The organism is Methylobacter sp. sgz302048, assembly GCF_052162025.1.
Taxonomy (GTDB): domain Bacteria; phylum Pseudomonadota; class Gammaproteobacteria; order Methylococcales; family Methylomonadaceae; genus Methylobacter.
In genome coordinates this window covers 1,523,935-1,549,802 of sequence record NZ_CP197401.1, presented here as the reverse complement: position 1 = coordinate 1,549,802, position 25,868 = coordinate 1,523,935, and the positions used below count along the sequence as shown (strand labels likewise).

The following is a 25,868-nucleotide window of genomic DNA, read 5'->3' as shown; positions in this document are numbered from 1 at the left end:
GCTAAAATCAGCGGCGCATTTAGCGTCCGCTGGTTTTATTCGTTATAACCTTATGCCCAACAATACATAAGCGGACAACAACCGAAATTCCTATTAAAGAACCGAAAATAATAGCAAACCATGAAGTCCAAATACCGAAGGCATAAAAATAGTCAAAAGAGCAAAGGTCTAAATCATCGTTTTTGCAAAATTCACCCATTGAATTGTGCTGTATGCCGACGTAAAGCGGGACAAAAGCGACAAGGAAGGATACCGCAAATAAACCTGATAAAACTGTTTTCATCTTGTGCAGCCCTCCTTAGACCAAGGTCTGGTGATATATAATTTTGCTACACGAGCACCATAATCATTTACCTTTTCCGCGCCTAAGAAATTATAAATAGTGGCAATCTTAGCAATAGTAGGCTGTTCTATCCTTGCCTGAATACGCGCGAGCAGTATTACGCCAAATTCTATGTTGTAAAATGGACAGCCTAAGTTTTCTTTGGTTACACCTAACTCCCGCCAATATTTGTAATGCAGGTTCATCAGCAGAATAGTTTTCCGCATTGGATAAAACATGTCATACCAGCCATGTGTAGTTTCCATATACATAATTGCCTCGACTAACCGAGAGTCTACACCATGCTTTTGAGAGAGATGAATGATAATGCCGCACCATTTGCCAATCTCGCTTGCCTCTTCTATCTCGTAAAAAGGCGCGGCATTTACTGCGTTTGGGTTGTCCACAACCTCAAAAATAGCCGGTGAATCATCAATTATGCTTTTCTTTCTATCACTAACCATTTTTAGTCTGGGTAAGTTTGCCATTCCAATCTCCTTCCTTGAAACATGTTCGCTTAGTTATAACGTAGAGCTAAGGGGCGCGCCTCTCACGGGCGATCAGCAAAGCCGCCGAAGCCGGAAAAACAGCAAACCTTCAAAACTGCCCCGAAAAGGCGCGTCCCGCTTGAGCGCCATGTTAGGCATGAGGACCGGACTGGAATGGTTTGGCGATAATGAATTTGGCAAAAGTTCTCACATTCATGATCTCCATAATTTCAAATCCAGCGTTTTCCAGCAATTGTTTCCACTCGCTCGGTGTACGCTCACGCCCCGTTGTGCCAATCAACATTTGCATATCGAAAGCGGCTATTGTTGGATTAATATGGATTTCCTCAGCAACGGCATCAGCAAAAAGTACAGATGATTGGGTATTACCAACCGCTGTTTTCAGGTTGCTTAATACGGTTGTGCATTCTTCGTCACTTAAACAATGAAATATGGCAGCAAATACGAAGAGGTCATTATCTGAGGCGGCGGTTGGCAGGGACTCAAACATATTGCCGCCCTGAAAATCAATTCGCGCAAGTATATCGGCGGCTATTTTGCCCTGCCAATGGGTTTTGGCGGCTTCGATAATTTGTGGCCTGTCAAACACAATGGCTTTTAGGTTGGGGTGAGACTTAAGAATGGATAAGGCTTTGCTGCCTTTGGAACCGCCGACATCAATAATACGGTCAAACTGCCCCCAATTAAAATCTTCCAAAAATAAGTTACCGGTGAGGTTTTCTACCGTGTCCATTGCTTGAGAGAACAGTAAATCAAAGTTTTTGTGCTGATCCATATAGCTAAATACATCAACACCATATACTTTGGCGAATGGCACGCCGCCGTCACGGATACTTTCCTCCAAAGATTCCATCCACGGTTTAGTCATTTCCGGTGAGTTATGCATCAAGATCATGGCACGCACGTTTTTGGGGTTATCTTGACGCAGAAACGCCGATGTTTTGGAGTTTTTGAACACGCGCGGGGCAGTTTCATCGAAAATACCCATTGAACCCAACATCCTCATCAATCGGTAGAGATGGTCTTCATGAAGCTGTAAAACCATGGCGATTTCCTGTGTGCTTTTCTCGGTGTCGCCAAGCACATCAGCCAATTCGAGCTTAACTGCCACATACAATGCACGGGACTGCCAGAACAGCGAGCCAATTTGCATGAGTCTGAAGGGCGGTGGCGTTATCTTCGCAGGTATGTTTTGAAGCGCACTGGCAAAGCCCATCAATTTATTGAATAGCTTAACGCGGAATGTGTTTGTGGCTAGTTTTTTCATGTTACCCATCTTAGATGTATTTCTAACACTATAACCTGATTAGTGGCTAATCAGTGATTATGCCTAACGTAAAAGTGAGAGGCGCAAGCGGCATCGCCGCGCAGCGTCCCTCCCGACCGAAGGGTTGGGTGTCATATGCAGCCCCATTTCGCATGCTATGAGTGTTCATAAACTTCCGGTTGTGATTGCGCCAGCACGCTCGTAATTTACAACAATGACGCCCTTCGATGTGACTTTGCTTTCCGTCACCTTGTAAGCTACCGGAATCGTACCGTCGGCAAACAACCGTTTTCCGATACCCAGTGTTATTGGATATATCATCAGCCAGAACGCATCGACCAAATCATGCTTGATAAGCGTCTGAATGAGATTACCGCTTCCCCAAACGTGCAAATTCGGCCCTGGCTGTCGCTTGAGTCCGGCGACTTTTTCTGCAACATCTCCGTTTAAAAACACGGATGGTTGCCATTCACCAGACGTCATGGTATTCGAGGCAACGTACTTGGTCGCCGCGTTGACACCCGGCCATATGTCCGCATGTTGCGGCCAGTACGGCGCCCAAATGTCATAGGTTTTGCGTCTTAACAACAGGTCGAACGGCTTGTTCATCTGACTTCCCAGGGCCGTTCCAAGAATCGGGTCGGAATATGGCGCTATCCAACCGCCATAAGCGAAGCCGCCAACGGTATCTTCGTCTGGCCCGCCTGGGGCTTGTATGACTCCATCAAGGGAGATGTGTTCAAGCACAATAACTCTTCTCATAACTGAGTTCCTCCAACATCTGGATTACTGTCTTGTTATTGCAATAGGTTTACGGTCGCTGTTCGTTAAGAGTCAACTTGAGGGCAACGGCCAGCGGCAGTGTTTCGACGCCCAACGTTTGAGGTAAGAAGCGCGCGGTAGCACGTCCTGCTTGACCGATCGGTTATGCATTTTTGCTATCCAGTTTTCTCAGCATGATGGCGATATTGCCTTTTGATAAACGAACTATTCCCAATAAGCCACAAAATGTTAGAAATAGCCAGATGTAAGTATCAATCCAATTAAATAGCAACCCTTTATCAATTCTGGCATTACTTGGGTCATATATTGAATAAATTACGTGTACCTTATTTTTGTACCCAGCCGCATTGGATGAGCCAACATGATCGGTAAACCTTATGGCGGCGTTGGAGGCATCCTGAAATTCCACAATAGGCAATTTTGTTGACGTTGTAATAAATGCACCATTCGTACGACTTTGCCACGACTTTTCTTCATAGCCTATTACTATTCCTTCGGTGTGTAACGGGCTTACCCAGAGAAAATAGTTGTTCTTGATCGAAAAAATTAGGCCAACCAAGCCACACACAAGACCGGCAAGCGCTATCCACCTAAAAACGTTAAAAATAACCCATGCAATTTTTTTAATATCTAGTTTAATTTCTGGATTTGGCATTCAATAACTCGGCTAGTTAAGAGGCATAACGCTTCGCATCACCGGCAGCAAAAAGCAGAGCGACGAAGGAGCGGCGCTTTTTGCTGTCCGAGTGCATGCGATTGTTAGCAGTCATTGTTCCACCACTTCTCTGCTTGTGTATCCAAAAACGGCACCACAGACTTAGCGACATCTAAGTAGTGCTCATATGGTTTTATTGGCCCTTGCTGTTCGTAAGACTTGCGACCAAACTCAAACCAGTGATCCCTAACACCCTCTTCCGGCCTTGATCCTAGCCTTAGCCGCTTTCCAAAATACTGGACACTTAGTTTTTCAACGGGTAGCTCGCTCCCAAATCCACTCTCAACGCCGTTTGGACCTGACTTTGCTATTTCTACAACAAACCCGCCACCCGCGCTATAAAATTGGATAGTCAGATAATCTACGCGATCCTGTAGGATGCGTCGGAAGTGCGGCATGCTCCCTTTAAACCCACGCTTTCGTAGCTCGGGAATAAATGCCTCCTTGAGGGCGCTATCCATCTCTTTGCGTTCTTCGTTCATTGGATTGCTAACGACCTAGCTGTGCGGCGCATACGAAGCGCAACGTAGTTTGCGTCCGCACGAGCGACTTGTTAGGCAATAACTTGCAATGCGCCGACGAGTAAAACAAGGGTAGCTCCTCAGATAACCGAGGTTACCAGTCCGGCCTGTTTGATCAACGCATCAATTAATTTCGTGAGCTTAGAGACATCGTAGCTACCGTTTCGCAGCAGATCGTCGGGCTGATCGTAGAAATGCTTTGAATAGGATTCTTTGAAATCCAACACTCCATGCCATGCGTCGATGTCCTTTTTAAAGTTGCTCCAAGTGACCTGAGATGCGGGATATTGATCTAAACGAAGGTCAAGATAGCACTCAATCGCAGCGGCTCGTCCATTGATATCAGAAACGCCTACGCCCTCCGGGCCGCGAGTGGAAAACGTCCTAAATTCCTCAAGATCAGGTAAGAGCATCGCTCGCATATTTGCAGGTAGTTCCAGTTTCTCAAGCTTGCGAAAAGCGTCAACGCCCTCTGCGTCGTTGTCGAAAACGAATAAGACCTGATTAAGAACCTCAATTCGCAAAAGCCCCTCTGCAAATTTAACGAGATTGCCGGTACCCCAGAAATGATGGCGTTCATCGACATCAACGAAATTGAAAAAATCTGCCACGTCCGGGCGTAGAACATCGAGCGACCGCCGAATGATGCGTGCATCGGATGCGCCCTCGGTTGCGATCAGAACTTTTTGCCTTTGCCGCGCACCTGGCCGGAATGCTTCACGTTGAACCCAACCTGCATGGACGATAGGACCAAACTCCCATGTGACCTCAACTTCAGAATTGGCCGGATTCAGGGAAAACACCTGAAGCATAGATTCCGCACTCAGAATACAAACTCTCGCGGAAAGGAAGCTACTTTCAGACCAATAAGAATCAGCATTATCGGTCCATGGAATTCGCTCAAATTTGTCGATATCAGCGGCAAACCGCCCCTGAGCAATCTTGTCTCGGTCTGGCGTCTCGTACTCGATATAACCACTTTTCAAATCGCCGAGCGGATAGCGGCATGCCAAATTGCAAAATTCTTCAAACGTGAGATATATTTTTTTTGACTCTTCTATCCCACCATATCTAGATATATCTTCCGCTTCTGCGACCGCCGCTTGGTATTCGGCGCGGGCAGCTTCAAGAGTGAAGCCGAGTATCTCAAGACGAGGCAAGATGCGAGAAAGTGTTCTTGCGAAAAGCTCCTCAGCTTCAGCAAGCTCCTCCTTTTCTTCGGGATGCTCTTCGTAATAATCGTAATTTATTGCGTCAGTCTTGCGTCGAAAAAGATCATCTTCCTGAAACAAGAATCCGTAATCTTCGCCCATGAAGTTTTTGGAATACGAAAGGGATACGTTACCAACGCAGAGCTCTATGGAAGTTCCCATTCTATGTACCTTCCCAATAATAACTGAGTCTTGCTATCCATGTTTTATATATCCCAAGATGCCTAACGTAATATATACGACATTACTTGTCCAATAATCCAGTCAATATGTCGTATAATCATACGTAATTAAAATTATTTATTTGTTAATATTGATTAAAGTATAAGCAAATACGACAAACCATGTAAACAAATGCGACACTACCTCAGCCAAAGAAATTGCTGGACCTGGTGCGGGACAAGATTCGTTTCAAACACTATAGTCTAAGCACTGAAAATACCTATATTGCCTGGATTAAACAATTCATTATCTTCCACGGCAAGCGACATCCAACTGAAATGGGCGCAGCTGAAGTGGAGGCATTTTTAACCTGTCTTGCCACGGAACGCCATGTTTCCAGTTTAACTCAGAGTCAGGCATTGTCGGCCATTTTGTTTCTCTATCGTGATGTGCTGGCAGTGGAACTCCCTTGGCTGGATGGATTTGAGCGCTCTAAAAAACCACGACGTTTGCCGGTAGTATTGACGGTTTTGGAAGTGCAGGCATTGCTGAAGGAGGCCGAAATGGCTCCGCCGCCAATCGGTCTAATCATCAAGTTGCTGTACGGCACCGGCATGCGCTTGATGGAGGCGGTGCGCCTGCGCGTAAAGGATGTGGAATTGACGCGCAGGGAAATTATTGTCCGCGATGGCAAGGGTGGCAAAGACAGAGTGACAATGCTGCCGGATAGTTTGCTGGATGCGATGCGTGCTCAGTTGGCGTTGCGCCGGCAATGGCATGAGCAGGATTTAGCGCTGGGCAAGGTGGACGTCTGGCTGCCGGACGCGCTGGCTGTCAAGTATCCCAATGCCTCAAGGGAATGGGGCTGGCAGTACGTGTTTGCGGCAAAAAATTATTCGATTGATCCTCGCGGCAAGGCGGAGCGCCGCCATCATATCGAGGAAAAACAGGTACAGCGATATGTCAAAAAAGCAGCATTGGCGGCCGGCATTGCCAAGCCGACTTCGCCGCACACGTTGCGCCACAGCTTTGCAACGCATATGCTGCAGGCCGGTTACGGTATTCGCACGGTGCAGGAACTGCTAGGCCACAGCGACGTGGCGACGACGATGATTTACACCCATGTGCTGAACAAGGGCGGCAAAGGTGTTATCAGCCCGCTGGATCAATTCTGGCAGGCGGATTGAAAAAGCTTGCGGAACCAGAGTTTCTCATACTCGATCTCTCATATCCCGCAAGCCATGGGACATGCACAAAGTAACTTCCCAAGCTGCACAGTGCGAATGAATTCGCACCTACAACCTGTAGCTCATCACTATGTTGTTTTTATAATTCCCTTGTCGCGCTGAATTTGATATCAGGCCAGCGCTCCTCAGTCAGTTGCAGGTTAACCCGGCTGGTAGCCAGATAAACCAGATAACCGCCGCCGTCTTCGGCCAGGTTGTCGAAGGCTTTATTCCTGAATTCCTCCAGTTTGCCGGGTTTGTCCGAGCTGACCCAGCGCACTGTCGAAACCGATACGGCGTCGTACACGCATTCGACATTGTATTCGGCCTTCAGGCGATAGGCGGTCACGTCGAACTGTAGCACACCCACGGCGCCCAGGATCAGGTCATTGTTTTTCAGCGGCCTGAACAACTGCGTCGCGCCTTCTTCGGTCAACTGCACGAGGCCTTTTTGCAGGGCCTTGGCTCTGAGCGGATCTTTCAGCACTACGCGGCGGAACAGTTCCGGCGCGAAATACGGTATGCCGCCGTATTTGAGGACTTCACCCTGCGTAAAGGTGTCGCCGACCTGAATCGTGCCGTGATTGTGCAAGCCGATGATATCGCCCGGATAGGCTTCCTCGACGCTTTTACGGGTGTCGGCTTGGAACGTGATCGCGTTGGATACCTGAACGTTTTTGCCGATGCGGACGTGATTGATCTTCATGCCTTTGTCGAACTTGCCCGAGCAGACGCGCAGGAAGGCCACGCGGTCGCGGTGGGCTGGGTCCATGTTGGCCTGGACTTTGAATACGAAGCCGCTGAATTTGTCTTCTTCGGGCGAAACGGTGCGTTGGATAGCCTCGCGCGGCCTGGGCGGCGGGGCATATTCGGCGAACGCATCGAGCAGTTCCAGAATGCCGAAGTTGTTGATCGCGGAGCCGAAGAAAACGGGCGTCAGCCGGCCGGCCAGATAGGCATCCAGATCGAACTCGTGGCTGGCGCCTTTCACCAGGTCGATTTCATCCCTTAACTCCTGCGCCTGATCGCCTAACAGTTCGTCCAGCTTCGGATTGTCCAGGCCTTTGATGACTTCGGCTTCGGCGATTCTGCCGCCGTGCTGCGGGCTGAACAGGTGAATCTCATCCTTGTACAGGTGATAGACCCCTTTAAAGCGCTTGCCCATGCCGATAGGCCAGGTCATCGGCGCGCAGTTGATATTCAGGACACTCTCGACCTCGTCCATCAATTCAATCGGCTCGCGCCCTTCCCGGTCCAGCTTGTTGATGAAGGTCAGGATAGGCGTCGTGCGCAGGCGGCAGACTTCCATCAGATTGATCGTTCTTTCCTCGACACCCTTGGCAACGTCTATGACCATGAGGGCCGAATCGACGGCGGTCAGCGTGCGGTAGGTGTCTTCGGAAAAGTCTTCGTGACCGGGCGTATCTAACAGATTGATAATGCAGCCTTTGTGCTCGAACTGCATGACCGAGGTCGTGACCGAGATCCCACGCTCCTTTTCCATCTCCATCCAGTCAGACGTCGCATGACGTGCGGCTTTGCGCCCCTTTACGGAACCCGCCAGCTGAATGGCGCCGCCGAACAGCAACAGTTTTTCAGTCAGTGTGGTTTTACCTGCGTCAGGGTGGGAAATAATAGCGAACGTGCGCCGACGCCGCAGTTCTGAAAGTAGTTCTGACATGCCTTTGATTTAATGGAATTTGCTAACGAAACCGCTAATTATAACTTATTATTCAAGGTGATGTATTTCCAATATAATGCATCGATCTGATAACAGGAGTTTTTATGACTTTTTTACGGCGTTTTATTTTAATCGGCTCAATGTGCTCTTTGACTGCCTGCTCGAGCATGTATTACGGCGGCCTGGAAAAAATAGGCATCCCTAAACGCGAGGTCATGGTTTATCGCGTGGAAAAAGCTCGCGACACGCAGGAAGAAACCAAGGAGCAATTCAAGTCGGCGCTGGAACAGTTCACTGCCCTAACCAATTTTAAAGGCGGAAATCTCGAAGCAACCTATAACAAACTGAACGGTGAATACGAAGACAGCATCAGGAAAGCCGAGGAAGTCAGACAACGCATCAGCGACATCGAGGACGTTTCCGATGCCTTATTCCGCGAATGGGAAGATGAATTAAACCAATACAGCAATGCATCGCTGAAACGCAGCAGCCAGCAAAAACTGACTGCTACCAGGGCGCATTACAAGCAGCTGATTGCCGCCATGAAACGCGCCGAATCCAAGATAGCGCCGGTGCTGAGCGTGTTCAAGGATCAGGTGTTATATTTGAAGCACAATCTGAACGCTCAGGCGATCGCGTCCTTAAAAGGACAATTAGGGCTGGTGCAATCCGATGTATCGACCTTGATCACAGCCATGGAAAAATCGATTCAAGAAGCCAATGCCTTTATCAGGACCATGGAAAAGCAATAGTGCCGGGGCTGGGCAAGTACGCCAGAATGTTTGCAATTTGGGGCAAATCGCGCGCTTTCCGATTTAAATCCGAAAAACGTCTCTCCGATTGCCCCGGACTCAGCTTCGTCTCATCCAAGCTACTCGTTATAATCAAAATCTCCGGCCGGCCGTGCAAAAGTATATTTCGCCGGGTTGACAATCAAGGTGTCCGCCATCAGTTCAAATGCCTTATGCGGCGCTGGAATGGTCGCCAATGCGGTGCCCGGCAATAAGGCAACAAATACTGCAGTTCCGACTATCATGCCGACAAATGATAGCGGCCTGACCACACCCACATCGGCCAGCACGTCATAACCGTCTATTGCCTGGGTTTCGGCGGAAGCCATGTTGGAAAATAACATCGCGATCACCAAGCAAAACACTTGAGTAAATTTCATAACCATACAATCTCGTCTTTAGGAAACAAAGCAATCAAGTTTAGTCAACTTTTAACAACTCATCCAATAAATTGATTTATTCACGCAATGGCTAACCCCGGCTTTCAACCTTGGAGGCTGAAATAAGCCTATTTGGTTTCCGGCGCATGCTAAACGGCATTGCAGGAATAGATCGCCAAACTGCGCCATTTCCACAAGATAGAAGTATTATTTCCTATTCTGCGTGCGCCAGAAATTGACTATTTCATCGACATTCAGATCGGTCGGGCCCTCCCGCCAGCTGGTGAAATAATCGACATCATTGCTTTTCGGTTCCGGACTGGGCCGATAAATCTGTACGCGCGTCGGCAACGGCGCCGCCTCGCCCAGCACCAACGCTTCGCCTCTGCCCAGCGAAGTCAGAATATCGGTTAAGTCACCTTCGGCTTCAGGGACAAGCCCTCTGATATAAGCCTGGTCGTCCGGGTTTGTGGTGCGCAGGCAGATAAATGAACTGCATTGCGACAGCATCGTTTCCGACAGTTCAGTGGGCCTCTGGCTGACGACGCCGATCGATACCCCGTATTTACGCCCTTCTTTGGCTATGCGCTCCATCATCCTTTTAGTGCCTTCGAACGGGCCGTTCTTTTCTCTCGGAATATAGGCATGCGCTTCCTCACAGATCAGCGTGATCGGAAAATCGCGCCGGCGCGGATTCCAATAATTGAATTCATAAGCCAGACGGCCGACCTGGGCGGAAACGGCGGGCCTGACGTCGGTCGGCACGGAACTTAAATCGACGACGGTAATGTTGGCTTTCTTATCGCCAAGACCAACAAACTGCCGCAACAAATCGGACATGCTTTCGGAGGTGTTGCGTAATTTCGGTTTCAGCAGGAAATCATAGCGGACGTCGTTGAAACGGCTTTGCATCCGGATCAGGAATTCGTCGAACTGGCCGAACAAGGCGCCCTGCACTTTGCCGAAGTCTTTTCGCTCCTCATTGGCGGCCTTGAATTGCATATACATTTCGGCCAGCGAAAAATAAATCGGCGTATCGATCGAAACCGTCGGCAGGCCGATCCTTCTGGCTTCCTTGCGCTTGAGTTGTTGCAATACTTCGCGCAGGAAAGACATTTGCAGCGTGGCGCCCTTGTCGTCCCGGTCTATGAATAAATCGACCAGTTCGGCATAGGTCATCATCCAGTACGGCATTTCCATTTCCATGGCATCGACATAGTTGACCAATTCGTTAGGAAACGCCGATTGAATCATACCGTCATTATCTTTCCAGCAATACTCGCCGTGCAGGTCCAGCATGATGATATGGCTTTTGGGCATCGCCTTGATCGTATTTTGAATCAGACTCGTGACGGTCCATGATTTACCGGAGCCCGACTGCCCGACGATGGCGAAATGGCGGCCGAAAAGCGCGCGCGGATCCAAGCTTAAGTGATAATCTTTATGCGAAGCCAATTGGCCGATAAAAAATTTGTACTCGCGGAATTTCGAGAAAATGGCGTTGATTTCATTCAAGCCCACGGCATAGACTTTCGCACCCGGTGTCGGGTAGTGGCGCACGCCTCGAATGAAGGTTCCGTTATCCTGAATCTCTCCAACCGGAATCAGGGAAATAAACCGATCGGACTTGCGCCTGTCGTTATTGTCGAAACGATCCTGTTCCCACATCTTGAAGACCAGCGCCAGAACACCGATATTGGCCTGCCGGATAACGACATAAGATCCGATATGACCGGCCAGTATTTCTTCATCGCCTACTTTGATGATAGGTGAATCATTTGAATGCTCTTCGGTTATTCTGGCATCCATGCCGTCGCCGCGGACTTCGGATAAATAGCCGATCAGAATATCGGATTGTTGCTCGGACATTGTTACGCTCGTCTATGAAGTAAATATAACAAGCTTAGTCCAGTTTCCGAAAGGCACAAGAGACAGGGCATCAGTCTCCCCCTATAACCGGCGTATTTCGGCGCCTATCAAAAAAGTACTTTAGAATTAGCGACCCATGGAAAGTGAAGGTCATTTGATTAATAACCGCGAAGAACTAACCAGAATAAAATCTTCGTGCTCTCTGTGTCCTTCGTGGTTTTTCTGTTTTAATCGATAAGGATGGAAATTAGCTATTTTTCATCAATCCATTCATAAAGCTCTGTCAAAGCCGGATCGCATTTGCAACAACTGGTGCCGCAGGACGATTCCAGCGACGTTTTGCGCACTCTGCCTTTGCTGACCCATTTGCTCAACATGCCGCGAAGCGCATCGGCATCGGTGCCGAAATGATTGACCAAGTCTACCAGGGCAGCCCGGCGCTGTTGCTGTAAATAGTTTCTTAAATCAGACAGTATCATGGTAAGACTCCCGGCTAATTCGCACGTCGCTGTTTCGTCCGACCAGCCACAATCCGATCAGGACAGACGAAAAAGCCAGCATCAGTCCCGCCACCCAGGCCAGGGAATATTCCGGATGCCGACTGTAAGTCATGGCCTGGTAAAACAGAGTGGCCGTCATATAGGCCATGCCGGTAGTCCAGAGCACGACAAACACAGTCCAGCCCAGATTAGTTTCTCTGTAAATAGCGGCAGTTGCTGCTACGCACGGCGCATACAATAAAATAAACAATAGATAGGCAAAAGCGCCTTCCTGACCGTCAAAACTGCTTTGCATGGCGGCAAAGGTAGCGGTTTTGACTTTCTGTTCATCGGCGGCAGTATCGATATTGTCGACCGTACCGATATTTAACCCCAAAGGATCTAAAAGATTATCGGCTACCGCCCGCAAGTTTTCAGGCACAGTCAGACAAGCAGCGATCAAAGCCTCTTTAAGGTCAAACTCTGGCTTATCAGATGCATCCTGTTCAGGCGCTCCGAGTTGACTGTACAAAGCATCCAATGTGCCAACCACGGCTTCTTTCGCCAGTATGCCGGTAAAAATGCCGACTGTTGCCGGCCAGTTTTCATTCTCAATGCCCATCGGTTTAAAAGCGGGCGTCAGGCTTCGCCCGATTTCGCTTAACACCGATTTATTACTGTTTTCCTGGCCAAAACTGCCATCCGTACCCCAGGCATTAAGAAAATTGAGCACCAGCACCATCGGCACGATAACTTTGCCGGCATTGAATAAAAAGGATTTGAGCCGATCCCAAGTGCGGATAAAAACGCCGTTCAACGTCGGCATATGATAGGTCGGCAATTCCATGATAAATGGCGCTGACTCGCCTTTAAACAGCGTATGGCGCATGATCAGGCCGGTCATTACAGCCACAATGATGCCCAGCAGATACAAGCCGAAAACCAGATTCTGGCCGCCGACAGGAAAGAAAGCCGCCGCAAACAAGGCATAAACAGGCAATCTCGCGCCACAGGACATGAACGGATTCATGAGATTGGTCAGGATTCTGTCCCGCTGATTTTCCAGAGTCCGTGTCGCCATAATCGCCGGCACATTACAGCCGAAACCGACAATCATCGGCACGAAGGATTTGCCCGGCAGCCCGATCATGCGCATGAATCGGTCCATGACAAAAGCCGCTCTGGCCATGTAGCCGGAATCTTCCAGAGCCGACAGGAACATAAACAGAAAGCCGACGATAGGAATGAAGGTGGTAACGACCTGGATGCCTCCGCCGACACCGTTGGCCAGCATGACGATCAGCCATTCGGGCCAGTTCAGCCCTGCCAGCACCAGACTCAGGCCATCGACCAGCAAAGCGCCCGCGGCCTGATCGAAAAAGTCAACAAAAGCGCTGCCGATATTGATCGTAAACATGAACATCGCGTACATGACCAGCAAGAAAATCGGGATGCCTAAGAATCTGTTCAGAACAATATAGTCGATTTTATCGGTCATATGCCGGCTGACTTCATGCAGTTTACAGACTGCACCCTGAGTCAGCTGGTTAACAAATCCGTAACGGGCATCGGCAGCAAGAATGTCGATTTCATCGCCGGTCTCGTCCTCCACTCTCCGTTGCAATTCCGAAACTGTCGGCAATAATTTGTTTCCAGCCAACCTTATAGCCAGCGTATCGTCTTCGAGTAACCGAACTGCCAGCCATCGCCGGTCGCACTGGTGCCGTTCGGCCGCATCGGCCAATAAAGACGAAAGGTCGCTTATCGCTTGTTCCAATGCAGACGAATAGGTAACTTTTACCGTCGGTATCGGCTTCGCCATGGCCGAACTGTTGATGGCGGCTTTTAAAACCTTGATTCCGCTCTTGTTTGAAGCACTTATTGGAATGACTGGGCAGCCCAGCTGTTCGGCAAGAAAATCAACATCAATTTTAATCCCGCGCTGTTTTACGACGTCCATCATGTTGAGTACCAGAATCATCGGCACTCGCATTTCAATCAGCTGCGATGTTAGATAAAGATTTCTTTCTATACTGGATGCATCGATGATATTGATGATCAAATCTGCTTCCTTGGAAGCAACGTAATCGCGCGCGACTTTTTCATCCAAAGAAACCTGATCATCGGCGGCTTCTAAAGAGTACGTTCCCGGCAAATCAACCAATTCAATAACTTTGTTATCGAATGTATATTGACCGGTTTTTTTCTCGACTGTAACGCCAGGCCAATTGCCTACGTACTGCTTGGCGCCAGTCAATGCATTGAAGAGCGTGGTCTTGCCGCAATTGGGATTGCCGACCACGCCCACCGTGAAATCGGCACTCATCAGATTTTCTCAATCAACAGAATTGCGGCTTCGTCCTTGCGCAGGGTCAATGAAAACCCGCGCAGCTTAATTTCAACCGGATCGCCCATAGGCGCGAAACGGGTAATGCTAAAATCAGTGCCTGGCGTTAACCCCATGGCCAGCAATCGTTTACGATAGGCTTTGCCTGATGCATCAAAGCCTATTATTTTCCCTGAGTCTCCAACAGCAAGATTTTTTAAGCGTAACCACATAATTGAGCCTTGGGTATTAGGAGTTGTTGAAATCTATGAATGGAACAGACTCTAATCAATAATCGTTCTCATTAAGAATGACTATATCATAATAACCTAACACACTCAAAAACTCGTGTTCCATTGCTTGGAATAAATCAATTTTTATTGATTTGCGTAGTGGTCAGATTAAAGGCGAGAGAATAAAAAGAATGGCTTGCGGCACCACAAAGACATGCCTGAATTTTAGCAACTTTTTGCTTAAATAAAAGCAAATTGAGACTTCAGCTTAATCAAGAAGCCAGCAACACTATTGGCAAAAAGACCGAGAGTGTGTATCAGCATTGAAGAAATCAAAGAAGGCGGTGAAATTGCACCGAGTATGGGGGAAATTGGAAGAAGAAAAAATCAACGCAATGAAAAAGCATCAGAAAATATGCCCTAGCGGTTCTATTACAAATTCCGGCTTGGTTCCTTGCGTTGATGGTTATCAATCAATTATTTTGCATCTTGCGCGCGACTCATCAACTCTATCACGGAGCTCTTTGCCCGGCTTGAAATGCGGTACATATTTTTTTGCCAATGCCACAGAATCACCCGTTTTAGGGTTGCGACCCATGCGCGGCGGGCGTAAATGCAGGGAAAAACTGCCAAAACCTCTAATCTCAATGCGTTCACCGGAAGATAATGCCTGATTCATTTTCTCAATGATGCATTTTACTGCCAGCTCCACATCTTTTTGTGCAAGATGAGGTTGTTGTCTAGCAAGCGCTTCTATCAATTCAGATTTTGTCACATTCTATCCTGTGCAAATAAATAAAATCAAAGGGGGTATGCATGACTGCATACCCCGGATGGTTTTTATTTTTCCATTTGTTTAAAGATATCACCTAAAGTCGGTGTACCAGCTTGTTGCTGGGAATAATCTTTAATAGCGTGCGACTCTTCTTCCTGATCTTTGGCTTTAATGGATAAAGAAATAGTTTTGCTTTTCTTATCCACACCAATGAATTTGGCTTCAACTGCATCGCCTTCCTTCAACAGAGTGCGTGCATCTTCAACGCGGTCACGTTGAATCTCGGAAGCGCGAATGTAGCCTTCAACATGATCCGCCAGGGTAACAACAGCACCTTTAGCGTCGACTTCTTTGATTGTGCCTGTAACCAGGCTGCCTTTCTCATGAGTCGCCAGGAAGTTCTGGAACGGATCCTGCTCAAGCTGTTTGACACCCAGTGAGATACGCTCGCGCTCGGAATCAACCGCTAAAATGACAGTTTCCAGTTCGTCGCCTTTCTTGAATTCACGAACCGCGGCTTCGCCGTCGTCCGCCCAGGAAATATCGGACATATGAACCAGACCATCAATGCCGCCTTCCAGACCGATAAAGATACCGAAGTCGGTAATTGATTTGATTTTACCGGTGATCTTGTCGCCTTTGTTATGAGTCGCAGCGAATTCGTCCCAAGGATTGGTTTTGCATTGTTTCATGCCCAAAGAAATACGACGGCGTTCTTCGTCGATTTCCAGTACCATGACTTCAACTTCATCGCCCAATTGCACAATCTTGGATGGGTTAACGTTTTTGTTAGTCCAATCCATTTCAGATACGTGCACCAGACCTTCCACGCCTTCTTCGATTTCAACGAAGCAGCCGTAATCGGTCAGATTGTTCACTTTACCGAATACGCGAGTGCCGGCTGGGTAGCGACGGTTGATGTTTTGCCATGGATCTTCACCCATTTGCTTCATGCCTAATGAAACACGGTTTTTGTCTTTGTCGTATTTCAGCACTTTAACTTGGATTTCCTGGCCGATTTCAACGCACTCGGAAGGATGACGCACACGGCGCCATGCCATGTCAGTGATGTGCAACAGGCCGTCAATGCCGCCCAGATCAATGAATGCGCCGTAATCGGTCAGGTTTTTAACCACACCGGTAACGATTGCACCTTCTTCCAGCGTTTTCAGCAATTCTTCTCTTTCCGCGCTGTATTCTTTTTCTACAACTGCACGACGTGACAGAACAACGTTGTTACGTTTCTGGTCGATCTTGATAACTTTGAAGTCCAGATCACGGTTTTCCAGGAAAGCCGTATCTCTGATTGGGCGCACATCAACCAGTGAACCTGGCAGGAACGCACGCAACGCGCCAACAGCAACGGTGAAACCGCCGCGTACTTTACCGGTGATGCGGCCTGTAACTGTAGCATCTTTTTCAAACGCGGTTTCCAGTTCAGACCAGGCTTTGTTTTTCTTCGCTTTATCTCGGGAAAGAAGTGTAGCGCCTAAACCATCTTCAAATAAATCAAGGGCAACTTCGATCTCGTCCCCGACTTTAACTTCCAGTTCGCCGTCATTGTTCAAAAACTGCCATTTAGGAATGACACCTTCTGATTTGGAATGAGTGCTGACGATGATCATATCGTTTTCGATATCGACCACAGTACCCATTAACATGGCGCCAGGACGCATTTCTGTCTTGGTTAGACTTTCTTCAAATAATTCCGCAAAGCTTTCGCTCATTTTCAATTTTCCCAAGCCTGATCGAGATTCGAACAAGCCTTCTCGTTGTCAAAGTTAAAAGAATACTGCATAGTCTGCATGCAGCTGTAAAAAAATCCTTAACGGATTAAATTCAGTACCTCTTCAATGACCTCATCAATCGTCATATTAGAGGAATCGATATAAAGCGCATCGCTGGCCATGGACAATGGAGCCGTTTTTCGCTCCGTGTCGCGGCGGTCGCGCTCTTCTATCTCATTTGTTAAGAGAGTTAGATTAGCATCAATTCCTTTTTCTATCAACTGTTTATATCGTCTTTGCGCCCTTTCGGCTGCGCTGGCCGTTAAAAATACCTTTATTTCGGCATCGGGAAAAACCACCGTCCCCATATCGCGGCCGTCAGCGACCAGCCCCGGCATCTTCTTGAAATCCTTCTGCTTCTGCAACAGGACGCTGCGCACTTGCGGCAAGACAGCAATAATCGAAGCTGCATTACCCGTGCTTTCGAGGCCCAATTGCGAGGTAATATCCTCGCCATTGAGCTTTACCGCCAGCTCATCATTGCACTCAAACTCTAACGCCATGGATTGCGCCACTTTCACAATTTCAGGCACATCAGTCAGTTCGACCTTCTGTTTCAACACGGCTATCGCCAGTGAGCGATAGATAGAGCCGCTATCGAGATAATGCCAGCCCAGCCTTTTTGCCACAGCCCGGCTGACCGTGCCTTTGCCCGCTCCGCTAGGCCCATCGATCGCTAAAACCGGTATTGCCATTACATCGCCTCGCAAGCCAAATCAAGCCCTAAATTCTTGGCCAGATCCTTGAATCCCGGAAAAGACGTATTCACATTCTCGCAATCATGAACGGTAATAGGGGCGTTAGCGCGTAATCCGGCAATTGAAAATGACATGGCGATACGGTGATCGCCATGAGAAATCACTTCGCCGCCGCCTATCGGCCCGCCCTGGATGATCATGCCGTCTGCCGTAGGCTGCGCATCGACGCCTAGAGATTGCAAACCATCGGCCATCACCTGAATACGATCCGATTCCTTAACCCGGAGCTCTTCCGCGCCCGTCAGGCGCGTCTGCCCTTCCGCACAGGCGGCGGCTATAAACAGCACAGGGAACTCGTCAATGGCCAACGGCACCAGCGCTTCCGGTATATCGATGCCTTTCAACGGGCTATAAACCACATGCAGATCGGCTACCGGCTCGCCGCCGACAATGCGCTCGTTGAGCACTTCGATACGCGCACCCATCAGTTTTAGAATATCGATAATTCCGGTACGTGTCGGGTTGATACCGACATGTCTCAGCAACAGGTCAGAGCCTGGCGCGATGGAGCCGCCGACCAGGAAAAATGCCGCCGATGAAATATCGCTGGGCACATCAATTTCAGTCGCCTTTAAATACCCATCGGAATTAATGCTGACTTTGTTTCCCTGTTGTTTTACAGGGTACGAAAAACCGGCCAGCATGCGCTCGGTATGATCGCGCGTCGGCGCAGGCTCAGTCACGCTGGTTTCGCCTTGCGCATACATTCCGGCCAGCAGCAGGCACGATTTGACCTGGGCGCTGGCCATCGGCATGACATAATCGATGCCGGTCAATTGCCCGGCCTTTCCGGTAATGTGCAAAGGCGCTGTGCCCTTCTCTGTCGTTTTTATATCGGCGCCCATTGCCGCCAGTGGCTCGGTGACCCGCTTCATAGGCCTACCGGATAGCGATTTGTCACCCGTCAGAACTGAGTTGAACGCCTGCCCTGCCAGCAAGCCGCTCAACAAACGCATGGATGTACCGGAATTGCCCAGGTAAAGTTCTTTCGCGGGCGCTTTCAAGCCATGTTTGCCGACGCCGTGAATTGTCAGTTCACCGTTGACCGGCCCTTCAATCTGTACGCCCATATCGCGAAAGGCCTGCAGCGTTGCCAAAGCGTCTTCCGCTTCAAGGAAGCCTTTGACGTGCGTTACGCCCTCAGCCAGCGCCCCCAGCATAATCGAGCGGTGCGAGACGGATTTATCGCCCGGCACGCGCGCCTCGCCCTGCAATTTTCCGCCCGGCTGAACTTTAAATGTTATTGTTTTCGACATTATTACCTTCAAACTGATCAAGAAAGCGTTGCCGCGCATTTCGGGCATACGTGAAAGTTGCAAAAAGCTGCCGGCGATCATCGTTTGCCAGCATTTGTTCTATTTTATCCAGTTCACTCTTTAATTGTTGGATTAACGGGATAATTTGTTCCTTATTGGCCGAACAGATATCCAGCCACATGGTCGGATCACTGGAGGCGATACGGGTAAAATCCCTGAAGCCGCCGGCGGCATACTTGAAGATTTCGCTTTGCTCATCCTTGCGCCCGAGCATGTCTACTAATGAATACGCAAGGATATGAGGCAGATGGCTGGTCGCCGCCAAGATCGCATCATGATGGTCAACATCCATGATGGATACTAAAGACCCCAGACTTTCCCAAAAACGCTGGATTTTCTGTAACGCATCCGGCCGGGTATTTTCCATCGGCGTAATTATCAGGCGCTTGTTCAGAAACAAATCATCCAAGGCAGCCTCTACGCCGCTTTTCTCCGCCCCGGCAATCGGATGAGCCGGCACCAGATTATCCGGCACGGCGCCGAAAACCTGTTTTGCCGCCTCGATGACGCTGCCCTTGGTACTGCCTACGTCCGTATAAATGGCGTTTTCCGTCCAGAACGGCTTCAACAAAGCCAATATACCGGCCACTGAACCAACCGGCGCGGCAATCACCACGCAATCGGCGTTTTCCAGCGCCTGCCCGATATTCAGATAATAATCATCGATGACCTGCAGCCGTTTTGCCGTCTGCAGATTCTCCAAATCCTGCTCACGTCCATAGCCGACAATCTGCCTGCTTAACCCGCATCGCCTTGCGCCCCGCGCCATCGAGCCGCCGATCAGGCCGACGCCAATAATGCAGAGCCGGTCAAACATTGTTCAGCACATCTGTTAATGCATCGAGAAAAATCCGGTTTTCCTCTTCTGTGCCTATGCTGATACGTAAATGGTTGGGCATTTCGTAATTGGCTACGGGCCTGACGATTACGCCTTTTCTCAGCAGGGCTTCATAAACTGGCTGGCCCGGCTGTTTTAAATCGACTGAAACGAAGTTACCGTGCGAAGGAATCCACTCCAGGCCGAGGGCTTTAAAGCCTTCCGTCAATTGCCGCATGCCCTGCGCATTGACGGCAATCGTCCTCTGCAGATGCTCAGCATCGGATAAAGCGGCTTCTGCGGCCGCCAAAGCCAGCATATTGTTGTTGAAAGGCTGACGGACCCGGTTCAGTATGTCGGCAAGCTCTGGACTCGACAGGCCGTACCCCACGCGCAATCCGGCCAGCCCGTAAGCTTTCGAGAAAGTACGGGTAATCAGCAGGTTGGGATATTTTTTCAGCCAGCTTATCGAGTCGACGGGATCTGTGCTGTGGACAAATTCATAATACGCTTCATCGAGCACGCACAGACAGGTTTCAGGCAAAGCCTTGATGAAACGCTCCAGGCTGGCCTGATCGACCAATGTCCCGGTTGGATTGTTGGGATTGGCGACAAAAACGAGCCGCGTTTTTTCGGTAACGGCCTGCAGCATGGCATCCAGGTCATGCCCGTAATTCACGGCCGGCACGACCACAGCCTTGGCGCCGACTGCTTGCGTCACGATCGGATAGACCGCAAAGGCATGCTGCGAGAACACCACTTCCAGTTCCGGCGTTAAAAACGCGCGGGCAACCAGTTCCAGAATTTCATTGGAGCCATTGCCCAGCGTGATCTGACTGGCCTGGACGTCATATTTGCGGGCCAGCGCCTGTTTTAAGTTGAAGCCATTGCCATCGGGATACAGCGCCAATTGCGGCAAAGTAGCCTCAATAGCCTCCAACGCCTTTTTTCCCGGACCCAAGGGATTTTCATTGGAAGCCAGCTTGATAATCCGGCTCAGTCCCAGTTCCCGTTCCAGTTCTTCAATGGGTTTACCGGGCACATAAGGAACAAGTTGTTGCACGCCGGGTACGGCAAGGTTGTAAATACTGTTAGTGTTGTTCATTGGTTTTGCTTATAAGGCATGCGCCATGTCATAGGAATAAAAAATTAAAGAACGGCTTTAGGATAAGAGCCCAGAATATTGAGCATATGCACATTGCCTTTCAGCAACTCCAGGGCTTGCGCCACACACTTATCCTCGCAATGGCCTTCAATATCAATAAAAAAGACATAATCCCACAAGCCCTGCCTTGAAGGCCGGGACTCGATATGCATCATGCCGATGCCGAATCTTGCGAAAGGCTCGAGAATTTTATGCAAAGCGCCGGGCTGATTGCCTGTAGAGACTACCAGCGAGGTTTTGTCGTTGCCCGTGGAAGCCGACGTTTGCTGGCCTATGATAATAAAGCGCGTTGTATTGTTGGATTCATCTTCAATGTTCTTTTCCAGAATATTGAGTCCATACAACTCGGCAGCCACCTGACCGGCAATGGCGGCCGCCTGTATCTTGGTCGACACCAGCCTTGCCGCCTCGGCATTGCTGTTGACGGCAATCCGCTGAGCATGCGGCAAATGCCTGTCCAGCCACTGCCGGCATTGGGCCAGCGATTGCTGATGGGAAAAGACCTCGGTAATATCGGCCAGGCTCTCCACATTCCCCATCAGGTTATGATGCACCCTGATTTCAACCTCGCCGCAGATTTTCAACGGTGACGACAGAAACCGGTCCAGCGTATGACTGATAACGCCTTCGGTAGAATTCTCGACCGGCACGACGCCGAACTGGCAATTGCCGCTCTCGACCGAACTAAAAATCTCATTAATAGTGGCGGAAGGCACGGTTTTAACGGCATGCCCAAAATGCTTGAAAGCCGCCTGCTGGGTAAACGTGCCTTCAGGCCCTAAAAAAGCCACATCCAGCGGCTTTTCCAGCGCCAGACATGCCGACATCAATTCCCTGAAGAAGCGCACGGCGGTGTCATCGGACAAAGGCCCTTCATTTAATTCCTTGATGCGCCGCAAAACCAGGGATTCGCGATCAGGCCGGTAAAAAGTGCCGTTCTCGCCTTGAGCAATTTTGGTTTTGGCGACTTCCATCGCACAACACGCGCGTTGATTGATCAATTGCAGAATCTGCTTGTCGATCGCATCGATTTTGTCTCTTAATTCGGAAAGTGGGGTGACTGAAGTCATCAGGGCGGCTCTCGTTTAATGGGTTCTCTCAAATTCTGCCATAAAATCGCACAGCGCCCGCACGCCTTCCTCGGGCATGGCATTATAGATACTGGCGCGCATGCCGCCGACCGAACGATGCCCCTTCAATTCGAACAGCCCGTTCGCTTCGGCTTCGGCAAGAAACGCTTTATCCAGATTCTGGTCAGCCAGAATGAACGGCACATTCATTCTCGAACGACAGGAAGGCTCCACCGGATTCCGGTACAAGGAAGATTGGTCAATAGCCTGATACAACAATTCGGCTTTGGCAATATTGCGCTGCTCGATGGCATCAACGCCGCCCTGCTTCATCAGCCATTTCAGCACCAGCCCGACCAGATACCAATTATAAGTCGCCGGCGTATTCAACATGGAATGATTTTTTGCCTGTTCGGCATAGCTGAAGACCGGCGGCACTTGTTTGCCGACATCGCCTATCAGATCGTCCCTGACGATCACGACCGTGACGCCGGAAGGCCCCATGTTTTTCTGAGTCCCGGCATAAATCAAACCGTATCGGCTCAGATCGAATTTGCGCGACAGGATATTGGACGACATATCCGAAACCAGCGGCAAGCCGTGGCTTTCCGGGATGCCGGAAAATTCCACGCCGTGAATGGTTTCATTGGACGTATAGTGCAGATAAGCGGCCTGCTCGTCCAGAACCCAGCCAACAGGATCGGGAATAGTCGTAAAGTTTGACGCCTCCGAACTCGCGCTGACGACGACTTCGCAATAGTTTTTCGCATCCTGTATGGCTTTTTCCGACCAGGCGCCGGTATTGACATAACAGGCTTTGGTCTTGCCTCGCAGAATATTCTGTGGAATGAACGAAAACTGGGCCGTTGCGCCGCCCTGCATGAACAGAACCTTGTAATTGTCGGGAATCGCCAGCAAGGTTCTGAGATCGCTTTCCAGCTCTTCCGCGATGATGGAAAAAAACTTGCCGCGATGGCTCATTTCCATCACGGACATGCCGCTGTCGCGCCATTCCATTAATTCTGACTGAGCCTGATGCAATACCTGCTCAGGAAGCGCCGATGGACCTGCACTGAAATTATATACTCTGGACATTAGGATTCTTCTCCGGATTCAACTTCATCAAGTGCTCCCGTTTCCGATTCCATCACATCTTCGTCTTCTTCGCCAGCCAGTCCGCCTTCAATGCGATCGACTCCGACGACTTTCTCTTTTTTATCCAGACGAATGACTGTGACACCTTGGGTGTTTCTGCCGACGACCGAAATGCCGTCAACGGGTGTACGCACCAGTGTGCCGGCATCGGTAATCAGCATAATTTCATCATGATCGTTGACCAATACAGCCCCGATCACCGCACCGTTGCGTTTCGACGTTTGAATGGCGATCAGGCCTTGGCCGCCGCGTCTGTGGCAGGTGAACTCCTCAAGCCGGGTCCGCTTGCCGAAACCGTTCTCGGTAATGTTCAGCACTGTGCCTTCGGTTCCGATAATCAGGGAAATGACTTTCTGCCCTTCCTGCAGCCTGATGCCGCGCACACCGGACGCCGTTCTGCCCATAGAGCGCACATCGGTTTCGTTGAAGCAGACCGCTTTGCCGTCACTGCTGAACAACAGCACGTTTTGCTGACCGTCGGTCACATCCACGCCGACCAGCGCATCGTTTTCCTTCAATTCAATCGCAATCTTGCCGCTGGTGCGCTGCCGCTCGAACTCCATTAACGGCGTCTTTTTGACTGTGCCGCTGGCCGTTGCCATAAAGATGAATTTATTGTCGGAAAATTCCCGGATCGGCAACATCGCATTGATTTTCTCGCCCTGTTCCAGCGGCAATAAATTCACAAACGGCTTGCCGCGCGAGGCACGACTGGCTACCGGCAACTGGTAGACTTTAAGCCAGTAAACCTTGCCTGACGAGGAGAAACACAAAATCGTGTCGTGCGTATTGGCAACGATCAGCTTATCTATAAAATCGGTTTCCTTGGTTGCCGTTGCCGATTTACCGCGACCGCCGCGCCGCTGGGCCTTGTAATCGCTCAGCGGCTGAGCCTTGACATAGCCTTCGTGCGACATGGTCACGACCATGTCTTCCTCCGTAATCAGATCTTCATCGGACAGATCCAGCTGCGTTTGAATGATTTCAGTGCGCCGCTCGTCCGCATATTGCTCCTTGATGGCGACCAGTTCTTCCCTGATGACTTCCATCAACCGCGCATCGTTGCCGAGGATCGCCAGGTATTCGTCAATCTGTTCCAGCAGCTGTTTGTATTCATTGACGATCTTGTCCTGCTCAAGCCCCGTCAAGCGATGCAGGCGCAAGTCGAGAATAGCTTGAGCCTGTGCTTCAGAAAGCCGGTAAGCGCCATTGACCAGGCCAAATTCGGGAAGCAGATCCTCGGGCCGTGAACGGTCGGCATCGGCCCGCTCGAGCAATGATGAAACCAATCCTGCATTCCAGGTTCTGGCCAACAGCCCTTCTTTGGCGACAGTCGGATTGCTGGCAGCCTTGATCAGATCGATCATCTCATCTATATTGGCCAAAGCGACAGCCAGACCTTCTAAAATATGCGCCCGCTCGCGTGCTTTGCGCAGATTGTAAATCGTTCTTCGCGTGACGATTTCGCGGCGGTGATCAATGAAAGCATTGAGCACCTCTTTCAGATTCAGGCAGTGCGGGCGGCCATCCAGCAGCGCCACCATGTTGATGCCGAAAACAGTCTGGAACTGCGTCTGTTTGTAGAGATTGTTCAAGATGACTTCCGGCACTTCGCCGCGGCGCAGCTCGATCACCATGCGCATGCCGTCCTTGTCGGACTCATCGCGCAGGCCGGAGATGCCTTCGAGCTTGCCTTCCTTGACCAGCTCGGCGATTTTCTCCAGCAAACGCGCCTTGTTGACCTGATAGGGCAATTCAGTTGCGATAATCGCCTGCCGGCTACTGTCGCCTATGTCTTCGAAATGGCACCGCGCGCGCAGATAAATTTTGCCGCGTCCGGTCGTATAGGCGCTGTAAATGCCGGAAGCGCCGTTGATGATGCCCGCGGTAGGGAAATCAGGCCCCGGAATGTACCGCATCAATTCGTGAATCGTGGTTTCAGGCTGGTCGATCAAGGCCAGACAGGCAGTGATCACTTCGGACAGATTATGCGGCGGGATATTCGTCGCCATACCAACGGCGATACCGGATGAACCGTTGACCAGCAATGTCGGAATACGAGTCGGCAGTACAGTAGGCTCGGATTCGGATTCGTCATAGTTGGGCGCAAAATCGACGGTTTCCTTATCGAGGTCGGCCAGCAGGTCATGGGCAATTTTCGACATGCGCACTTCGGTATACCGCATCGCGGCGGGTGAATCGCCATCGACAGAGCCGAAGTTGCCCTGCCCGTCGATTAACATATAGCGTAAGGAAAAAGGCTGCGCCATGCGAACGATGGTGTCATATACGGCCGTATCGCCGTGCGGGTGATATTTACCGATGACGTCACCGACCACACGCGCTGATTTTTTATAAGGCTTGTTCCAATCGTTGCCCAGTTCGCTCATCGCATATAAAACACGACGGTGAACCGGCTTAAGGCCGTCTCTGGCATCTGGAAGGGCTCGACCTATAATCACGCTCATCGCGTAATCAAGGTACGACTGTTTCATCTCGTCTTCGAGATTGACCGGGATAATTTCTTTAGCGAAGTCTGACATTGATCCG

Annotated in this window: 24 protein-coding genes; 2 read left to right on the top strand and 22 right to left on the bottom strand. The window is 49.9% G+C overall.

All coding sequences use genetic code 11. The annotated features are described in order from the left end of the window. Positions 1–19 precede the first annotated feature (19 nt). The 7 genes from ACTNE6_RS07305 to ACTNE6_RS07275 all read right to left on the bottom strand — a co-directional run bounded on the left by ACTNE6_RS07305 (position 20) and on the right by ACTNE6_RS07275 (position 5,490). A complete protein-coding gene (locus tag ACTNE6_RS07305; protein WP_442499161.1) occupies positions 20–283 on the bottom strand; it encodes a hypothetical protein in 264 nt (87 codons plus the stop codon). Beyond that, positions 280–810 carry a hypothetical protein gene (locus ACTNE6_RS07300; protein WP_442499160.1) on the bottom strand — a complete coding sequence of 177 codons (531 nt, stop codon included), beginning with the start codon at positions 808–810 and terminating at the stop codon, positions 280–282. The genes ACTNE6_RS07305 and ACTNE6_RS07300 overlap by 4 nt, the downstream gene beginning before the upstream one ends. Before the next feature lie 151 nt (positions 811–961). Then, positions 962–2,098: a methyltransferase gene (locus ACTNE6_RS07295; RefSeq protein ID WP_442499159.1), complete on the bottom strand. Its 1,137-nt coding sequence runs from the start codon at positions 2,096–2,098 to the stop codon at positions 962–964. Positions 2,099–2,263: 165 nt separating this feature from the next. Then, positions 2,264–2,860 (bottom strand): dihydrofolate reductase family protein, encoded by a 597-nt coding sequence (locus ACTNE6_RS07290; protein WP_442499158.1) that lies wholly within the window; start codon positions 2,858–2,860, stop codon positions 2,264–2,266. Positions 2,861–3,023: 163 nt separating this feature from the next. Further along, positions 3,024–3,536 (bottom strand): hypothetical protein, encoded by a 513-nt coding sequence (locus ACTNE6_RS07285; RefSeq protein ID WP_442499157.1) that lies wholly within the window; start codon positions 3,534–3,536, stop codon positions 3,024–3,026. 104 nt (positions 3,537–3,640) lie between these two features. Continuing rightward, entirely contained in the window at positions 3,641–4,078 is a 438-nt protein-coding gene (locus ACTNE6_RS07280; RefSeq protein ID WP_442499156.1) for a DUF4304 domain-containing protein, read from the bottom strand. A gap of 119 nt (positions 4,079–4,197) precedes the next feature. Beyond that, entirely contained in the window at positions 4,198–5,490 is a 1,293-nt protein-coding gene (locus ACTNE6_RS07275; protein WP_442499155.1) for a HEPN/Toprim-associated domain-containing protein, read from the bottom strand. 218 nt (positions 5,491–5,708) lie between these two features. Between ACTNE6_RS07275 and ACTNE6_RS07270 the strand changes: the two genes are divergently transcribed. Then, the gene (locus ACTNE6_RS07270; RefSeq protein WP_442499154.1) at positions 5,709–6,677 is read left to right on the top strand and encodes an integron integrase; all 969 of its coding nucleotides are present in this window, start codon (positions 5,709–5,711) and stop codon (positions 6,675–6,677) included. A gap of 139 nt (positions 6,678–6,816) precedes the next feature. Here the strand turns inward: ACTNE6_RS07270 and ACTNE6_RS07265 are convergent, their stop codons facing one another. Beyond that, positions 6,817–8,397, bottom strand: coding sequence for a peptide chain release factor 3 (locus ACTNE6_RS07265; RefSeq protein ID WP_434484956.1), 1,581 nt, complete (start codon positions 8,395–8,397; stop codon positions 6,817–6,819). A gap of 104 nt (positions 8,398–8,501) precedes the next feature. On the opposite strand from ACTNE6_RS07265, the gene ACTNE6_RS07260 reads away from it, so the two are divergent. Further along, positions 8,502–9,149: a DUF2959 domain-containing protein gene (locus tag ACTNE6_RS07260; protein WP_442499153.1), complete on the top strand. Its 648-nt coding sequence runs from the start codon at positions 8,502–8,504 to the stop codon at positions 9,147–9,149. Positions 9,150–9,268: 119 nt separating this feature from the next. Here the strand turns inward: ACTNE6_RS07260 and ACTNE6_RS07255 are convergent, their stop codons facing one another. From ACTNE6_RS07255 to gyrA, 14 genes are all read right to left on the bottom strand, one after another. After that, positions 9,269–9,568 (bottom strand): hypothetical protein, encoded by a 300-nt coding sequence (locus tag ACTNE6_RS07255; RefSeq protein ID WP_228778906.1) that lies wholly within the window; start codon positions 9,566–9,568, stop codon positions 9,269–9,271. A gap of 207 nt (positions 9,569–9,775) precedes the next feature. Next, positions 9,776–11,437: an ATP-binding protein gene (locus ACTNE6_RS07250; protein WP_434484958.1), complete on the bottom strand. Its 1,662-nt coding sequence runs from the start codon at positions 11,435–11,437 to the stop codon at positions 9,776–9,778. 251 nt (positions 11,438–11,688) lie between these two features. Then, on the bottom strand, positions 11,689–11,916 hold the full coding sequence (locus tag ACTNE6_RS07245; protein ID WP_194968840.1) for a FeoC-like transcriptional regulator: 228 nt from the start codon (positions 11,914–11,916) through the stop codon (positions 11,689–11,691). Then, the gene (gene feoB, locus ACTNE6_RS07240; RefSeq protein ID WP_442499152.1) at positions 11,903–14,242 is read right to left on the bottom strand and encodes a Fe(2+) transporter permease subunit FeoB; all 2,340 of its coding nucleotides are present in this window, start codon (positions 14,240–14,242) and stop codon (positions 11,903–11,905) included. Before feoB ends, ACTNE6_RS07245 begins: the two co-directional genes overlap by 14 nt. Further along, a complete protein-coding gene (locus tag ACTNE6_RS07235; RefSeq protein ID WP_194968842.1) occupies positions 14,242–14,475 on the bottom strand; it encodes a FeoA family protein in 234 nt (77 codons plus the stop codon). The genes feoB and ACTNE6_RS07235 overlap by 1 nt, the downstream gene beginning before the upstream one ends. A gap of 469 nt (positions 14,476–14,944) precedes the next feature. Further along, positions 14,945–15,250, bottom strand: a complete 306-nt coding sequence (locus ACTNE6_RS07230) for an integration host factor subunit beta (RefSeq protein ID WP_194968843.1) — start codon at positions 15,248–15,250, stop codon at positions 14,945–14,947. Positions 15,251–15,315: 65 nt separating this feature from the next. Beyond that, a complete protein-coding gene (gene rpsA, locus ACTNE6_RS07225; RefSeq protein WP_194968844.1) occupies positions 15,316–16,977 on the bottom strand; it encodes a 30S ribosomal protein S1 in 1,662 nt (553 codons plus the stop codon). A gap of 98 nt (positions 16,978–17,075) precedes the next feature. After that, positions 17,076–17,732 carry a (d)CMP kinase gene (cmk, locus tag ACTNE6_RS07220; protein ID WP_434484962.1) on the bottom strand — a complete coding sequence of 219 codons (657 nt, stop codon included), beginning with the start codon at positions 17,730–17,732 and terminating at the stop codon, positions 17,076–17,078. Then, positions 17,732–19,051 (bottom strand): 3-phosphoshikimate 1-carboxyvinyltransferase, encoded by a 1,320-nt coding sequence (aroA, locus tag ACTNE6_RS07215; protein WP_442499151.1) that lies wholly within the window; start codon positions 19,049–19,051, stop codon positions 17,732–17,734. Before aroA ends, cmk begins: the two co-directional genes overlap by 1 nt. Beyond that, on the bottom strand, positions 19,029–19,928 hold the full coding sequence (locus ACTNE6_RS07210) for a prephenate dehydrogenase (RefSeq protein ID WP_442499150.1): 900 nt from the start codon (positions 19,926–19,928) through the stop codon (positions 19,029–19,031). Before ACTNE6_RS07210 ends, aroA begins: the two co-directional genes overlap by 23 nt. Then, positions 19,921–21,033: a histidinol-phosphate transaminase gene (hisC, locus tag ACTNE6_RS07205; protein WP_442499149.1), complete on the bottom strand. Its 1,113-nt coding sequence runs from the start codon at positions 21,031–21,033 to the stop codon at positions 19,921–19,923. Before hisC ends, ACTNE6_RS07210 begins: the two co-directional genes overlap by 8 nt. A gap of 44 nt (positions 21,034–21,077) precedes the next feature. Beyond that, a complete protein-coding gene (gene pheA, locus ACTNE6_RS07200) occupies positions 21,078–22,163 on the bottom strand; it encodes a prephenate dehydratase (protein ID WP_194968849.1) in 1,086 nt (361 codons plus the stop codon). A gap of 15 nt (positions 22,164–22,178) precedes the next feature. Next, positions 22,179–23,258 (bottom strand): 3-phosphoserine/phosphohydroxythreonine transaminase, encoded by a 1,080-nt coding sequence (serC, locus tag ACTNE6_RS07195; RefSeq protein WP_442499148.1) that lies wholly within the window; start codon positions 23,256–23,258, stop codon positions 22,179–22,181. After that, positions 23,258–25,861 (bottom strand): DNA gyrase subunit A, encoded by a 2,604-nt coding sequence (gene gyrA, locus ACTNE6_RS07190; protein ID WP_442499147.1) that lies wholly within the window; start codon positions 25,859–25,861, stop codon positions 23,258–23,260. Before gyrA ends, serC begins: the two co-directional genes overlap by 1 nt. Positions 25,862–25,868 lie beyond the last annotated feature (7 nt).

Bases quoted from the DNA above. Each gene is read 5' to 3' on its own strand.
- ACTNE6_RS07305 (WP_442499161.1), bottom strand. From the start codon at position 283: ATGAAAACAGTTTTATCAGGTTTATTTGCGGTATCCTTCCTTGTCGCT.
- ACTNE6_RS07300 (WP_442499160.1), bottom strand. From the start codon at position 810: ATGGCAAACTTACCCAGACTAAAAATGGTTAGTGATAGAAAGAAAAGC.
- ACTNE6_RS07295 (WP_442499159.1), bottom strand. From the start codon at position 2,098: ATGAAAAAACTAGCCACAAACACATTCCGCGTTAAGCTATTCAATAAA.
- ACTNE6_RS07290 (WP_442499158.1), bottom strand. From the start codon at position 2,860: ATGAGAAGAGTTATTGTGCTTGAACACATCTCCCTTGATGGAGTCATA.
- ACTNE6_RS07285 (WP_442499157.1), bottom strand. From the start codon at position 3,536: ATGCCAAATCCAGAAATTAAACTAGATATTAAAAAAATTGCATGGGTT.
- ACTNE6_RS07280 (WP_442499156.1), bottom strand. From the start codon at position 4,078: ATGAACGAAGAACGCAAAGAGATGGATAGCGCCCTCAAGGAGGCATTT.
- ACTNE6_RS07275 (WP_442499155.1), bottom strand. From the start codon at position 5,490: ATGGGAACTTCCATAGAGCTCTGCGTTGGTAACGTATCCCTTTCGTAT.
- ACTNE6_RS07265 (WP_434484956.1), bottom strand. From the start codon at position 8,397: ATGTCAGAACTACTTTCAGAACTGCGGCGTCGGCGCACGTTCGCTATT.
- ACTNE6_RS07260 (WP_442499153.1), top strand. From the start codon at position 8,502: ATGACTTTTTTACGGCGTTTTATTTTAATCGGCTCAATGTGCTCTTTG.
- ACTNE6_RS07255 (WP_228778906.1), bottom strand. From the start codon at position 9,568: ATGAAATTTACTCAAGTGTTTTGCTTGGTGATCGCGATGTTATTTTCC.
- ACTNE6_RS07250 (WP_434484958.1), bottom strand. From the start codon at position 11,437: ATGTCCGAGCAACAATCCGATATTCTGATCGGCTATTTATCCGAAGTC.
- ACTNE6_RS07245 (WP_194968840.1), bottom strand. From the start codon at position 11,916: ATGATACTGTCTGATTTAAGAAACTATTTACAGCAACAGCGCCGGGCT.
- feoB (WP_442499152.1), bottom strand. From the start codon at position 14,242: ATGAGTGCCGATTTCACGGTGGGCGTGGTCGGCAATCCCAATTGCGGC.
- ACTNE6_RS07235 (WP_194968842.1), bottom strand. From the start codon at position 14,475: ATGTGGTTACGCTTAAAAAATCTTGCTGTTGGAGACTCAGGGAAAATA.
- rpsA (WP_194968844.1), bottom strand. From the start codon at position 16,977: ATGAGCGAAAGCTTTGCGGAATTATTTGAAGAAAGTCTAACCAAGACA.
- cmk (WP_434484962.1), bottom strand. From the start codon at position 17,732: ATGGCAATACCGGTTTTAGCGATCGATGGGCCTAGCGGAGCGGGCAAA.
- aroA (WP_442499151.1), bottom strand. From the start codon at position 19,051: ATGTCGAAAACAATAACATTTAAAGTTCAGCCGGGCGGAAAATTGCAG.
- ACTNE6_RS07210 (WP_442499150.1), bottom strand. From the start codon at position 19,928: ATGTTTGACCGGCTCTGCATTATTGGCGTCGGCCTGATCGGCGGCTCG.
- hisC (WP_442499149.1), bottom strand. From the start codon at position 21,033: ATGAACAACACTAACAGTATTTACAACCTTGCCGTACCCGGCGTGCAA.
- pheA (WP_194968849.1), bottom strand. From the start codon at position 22,163: ATGACTTCAGTCACCCCACTTTCCGAATTAAGAGACAAAATCGATGCG.
- serC (WP_442499148.1), bottom strand. From the start codon at position 23,258: ATGTCCAGAGTATATAATTTCAGTGCAGGTCCATCGGCGCTTCCTGAG.
- gyrA (WP_442499147.1), bottom strand. From the start codon at position 25,861: ATGTCAGACTTCGCTAAAGAAATTATCCCGGTCAATCTCGAAGACGAG.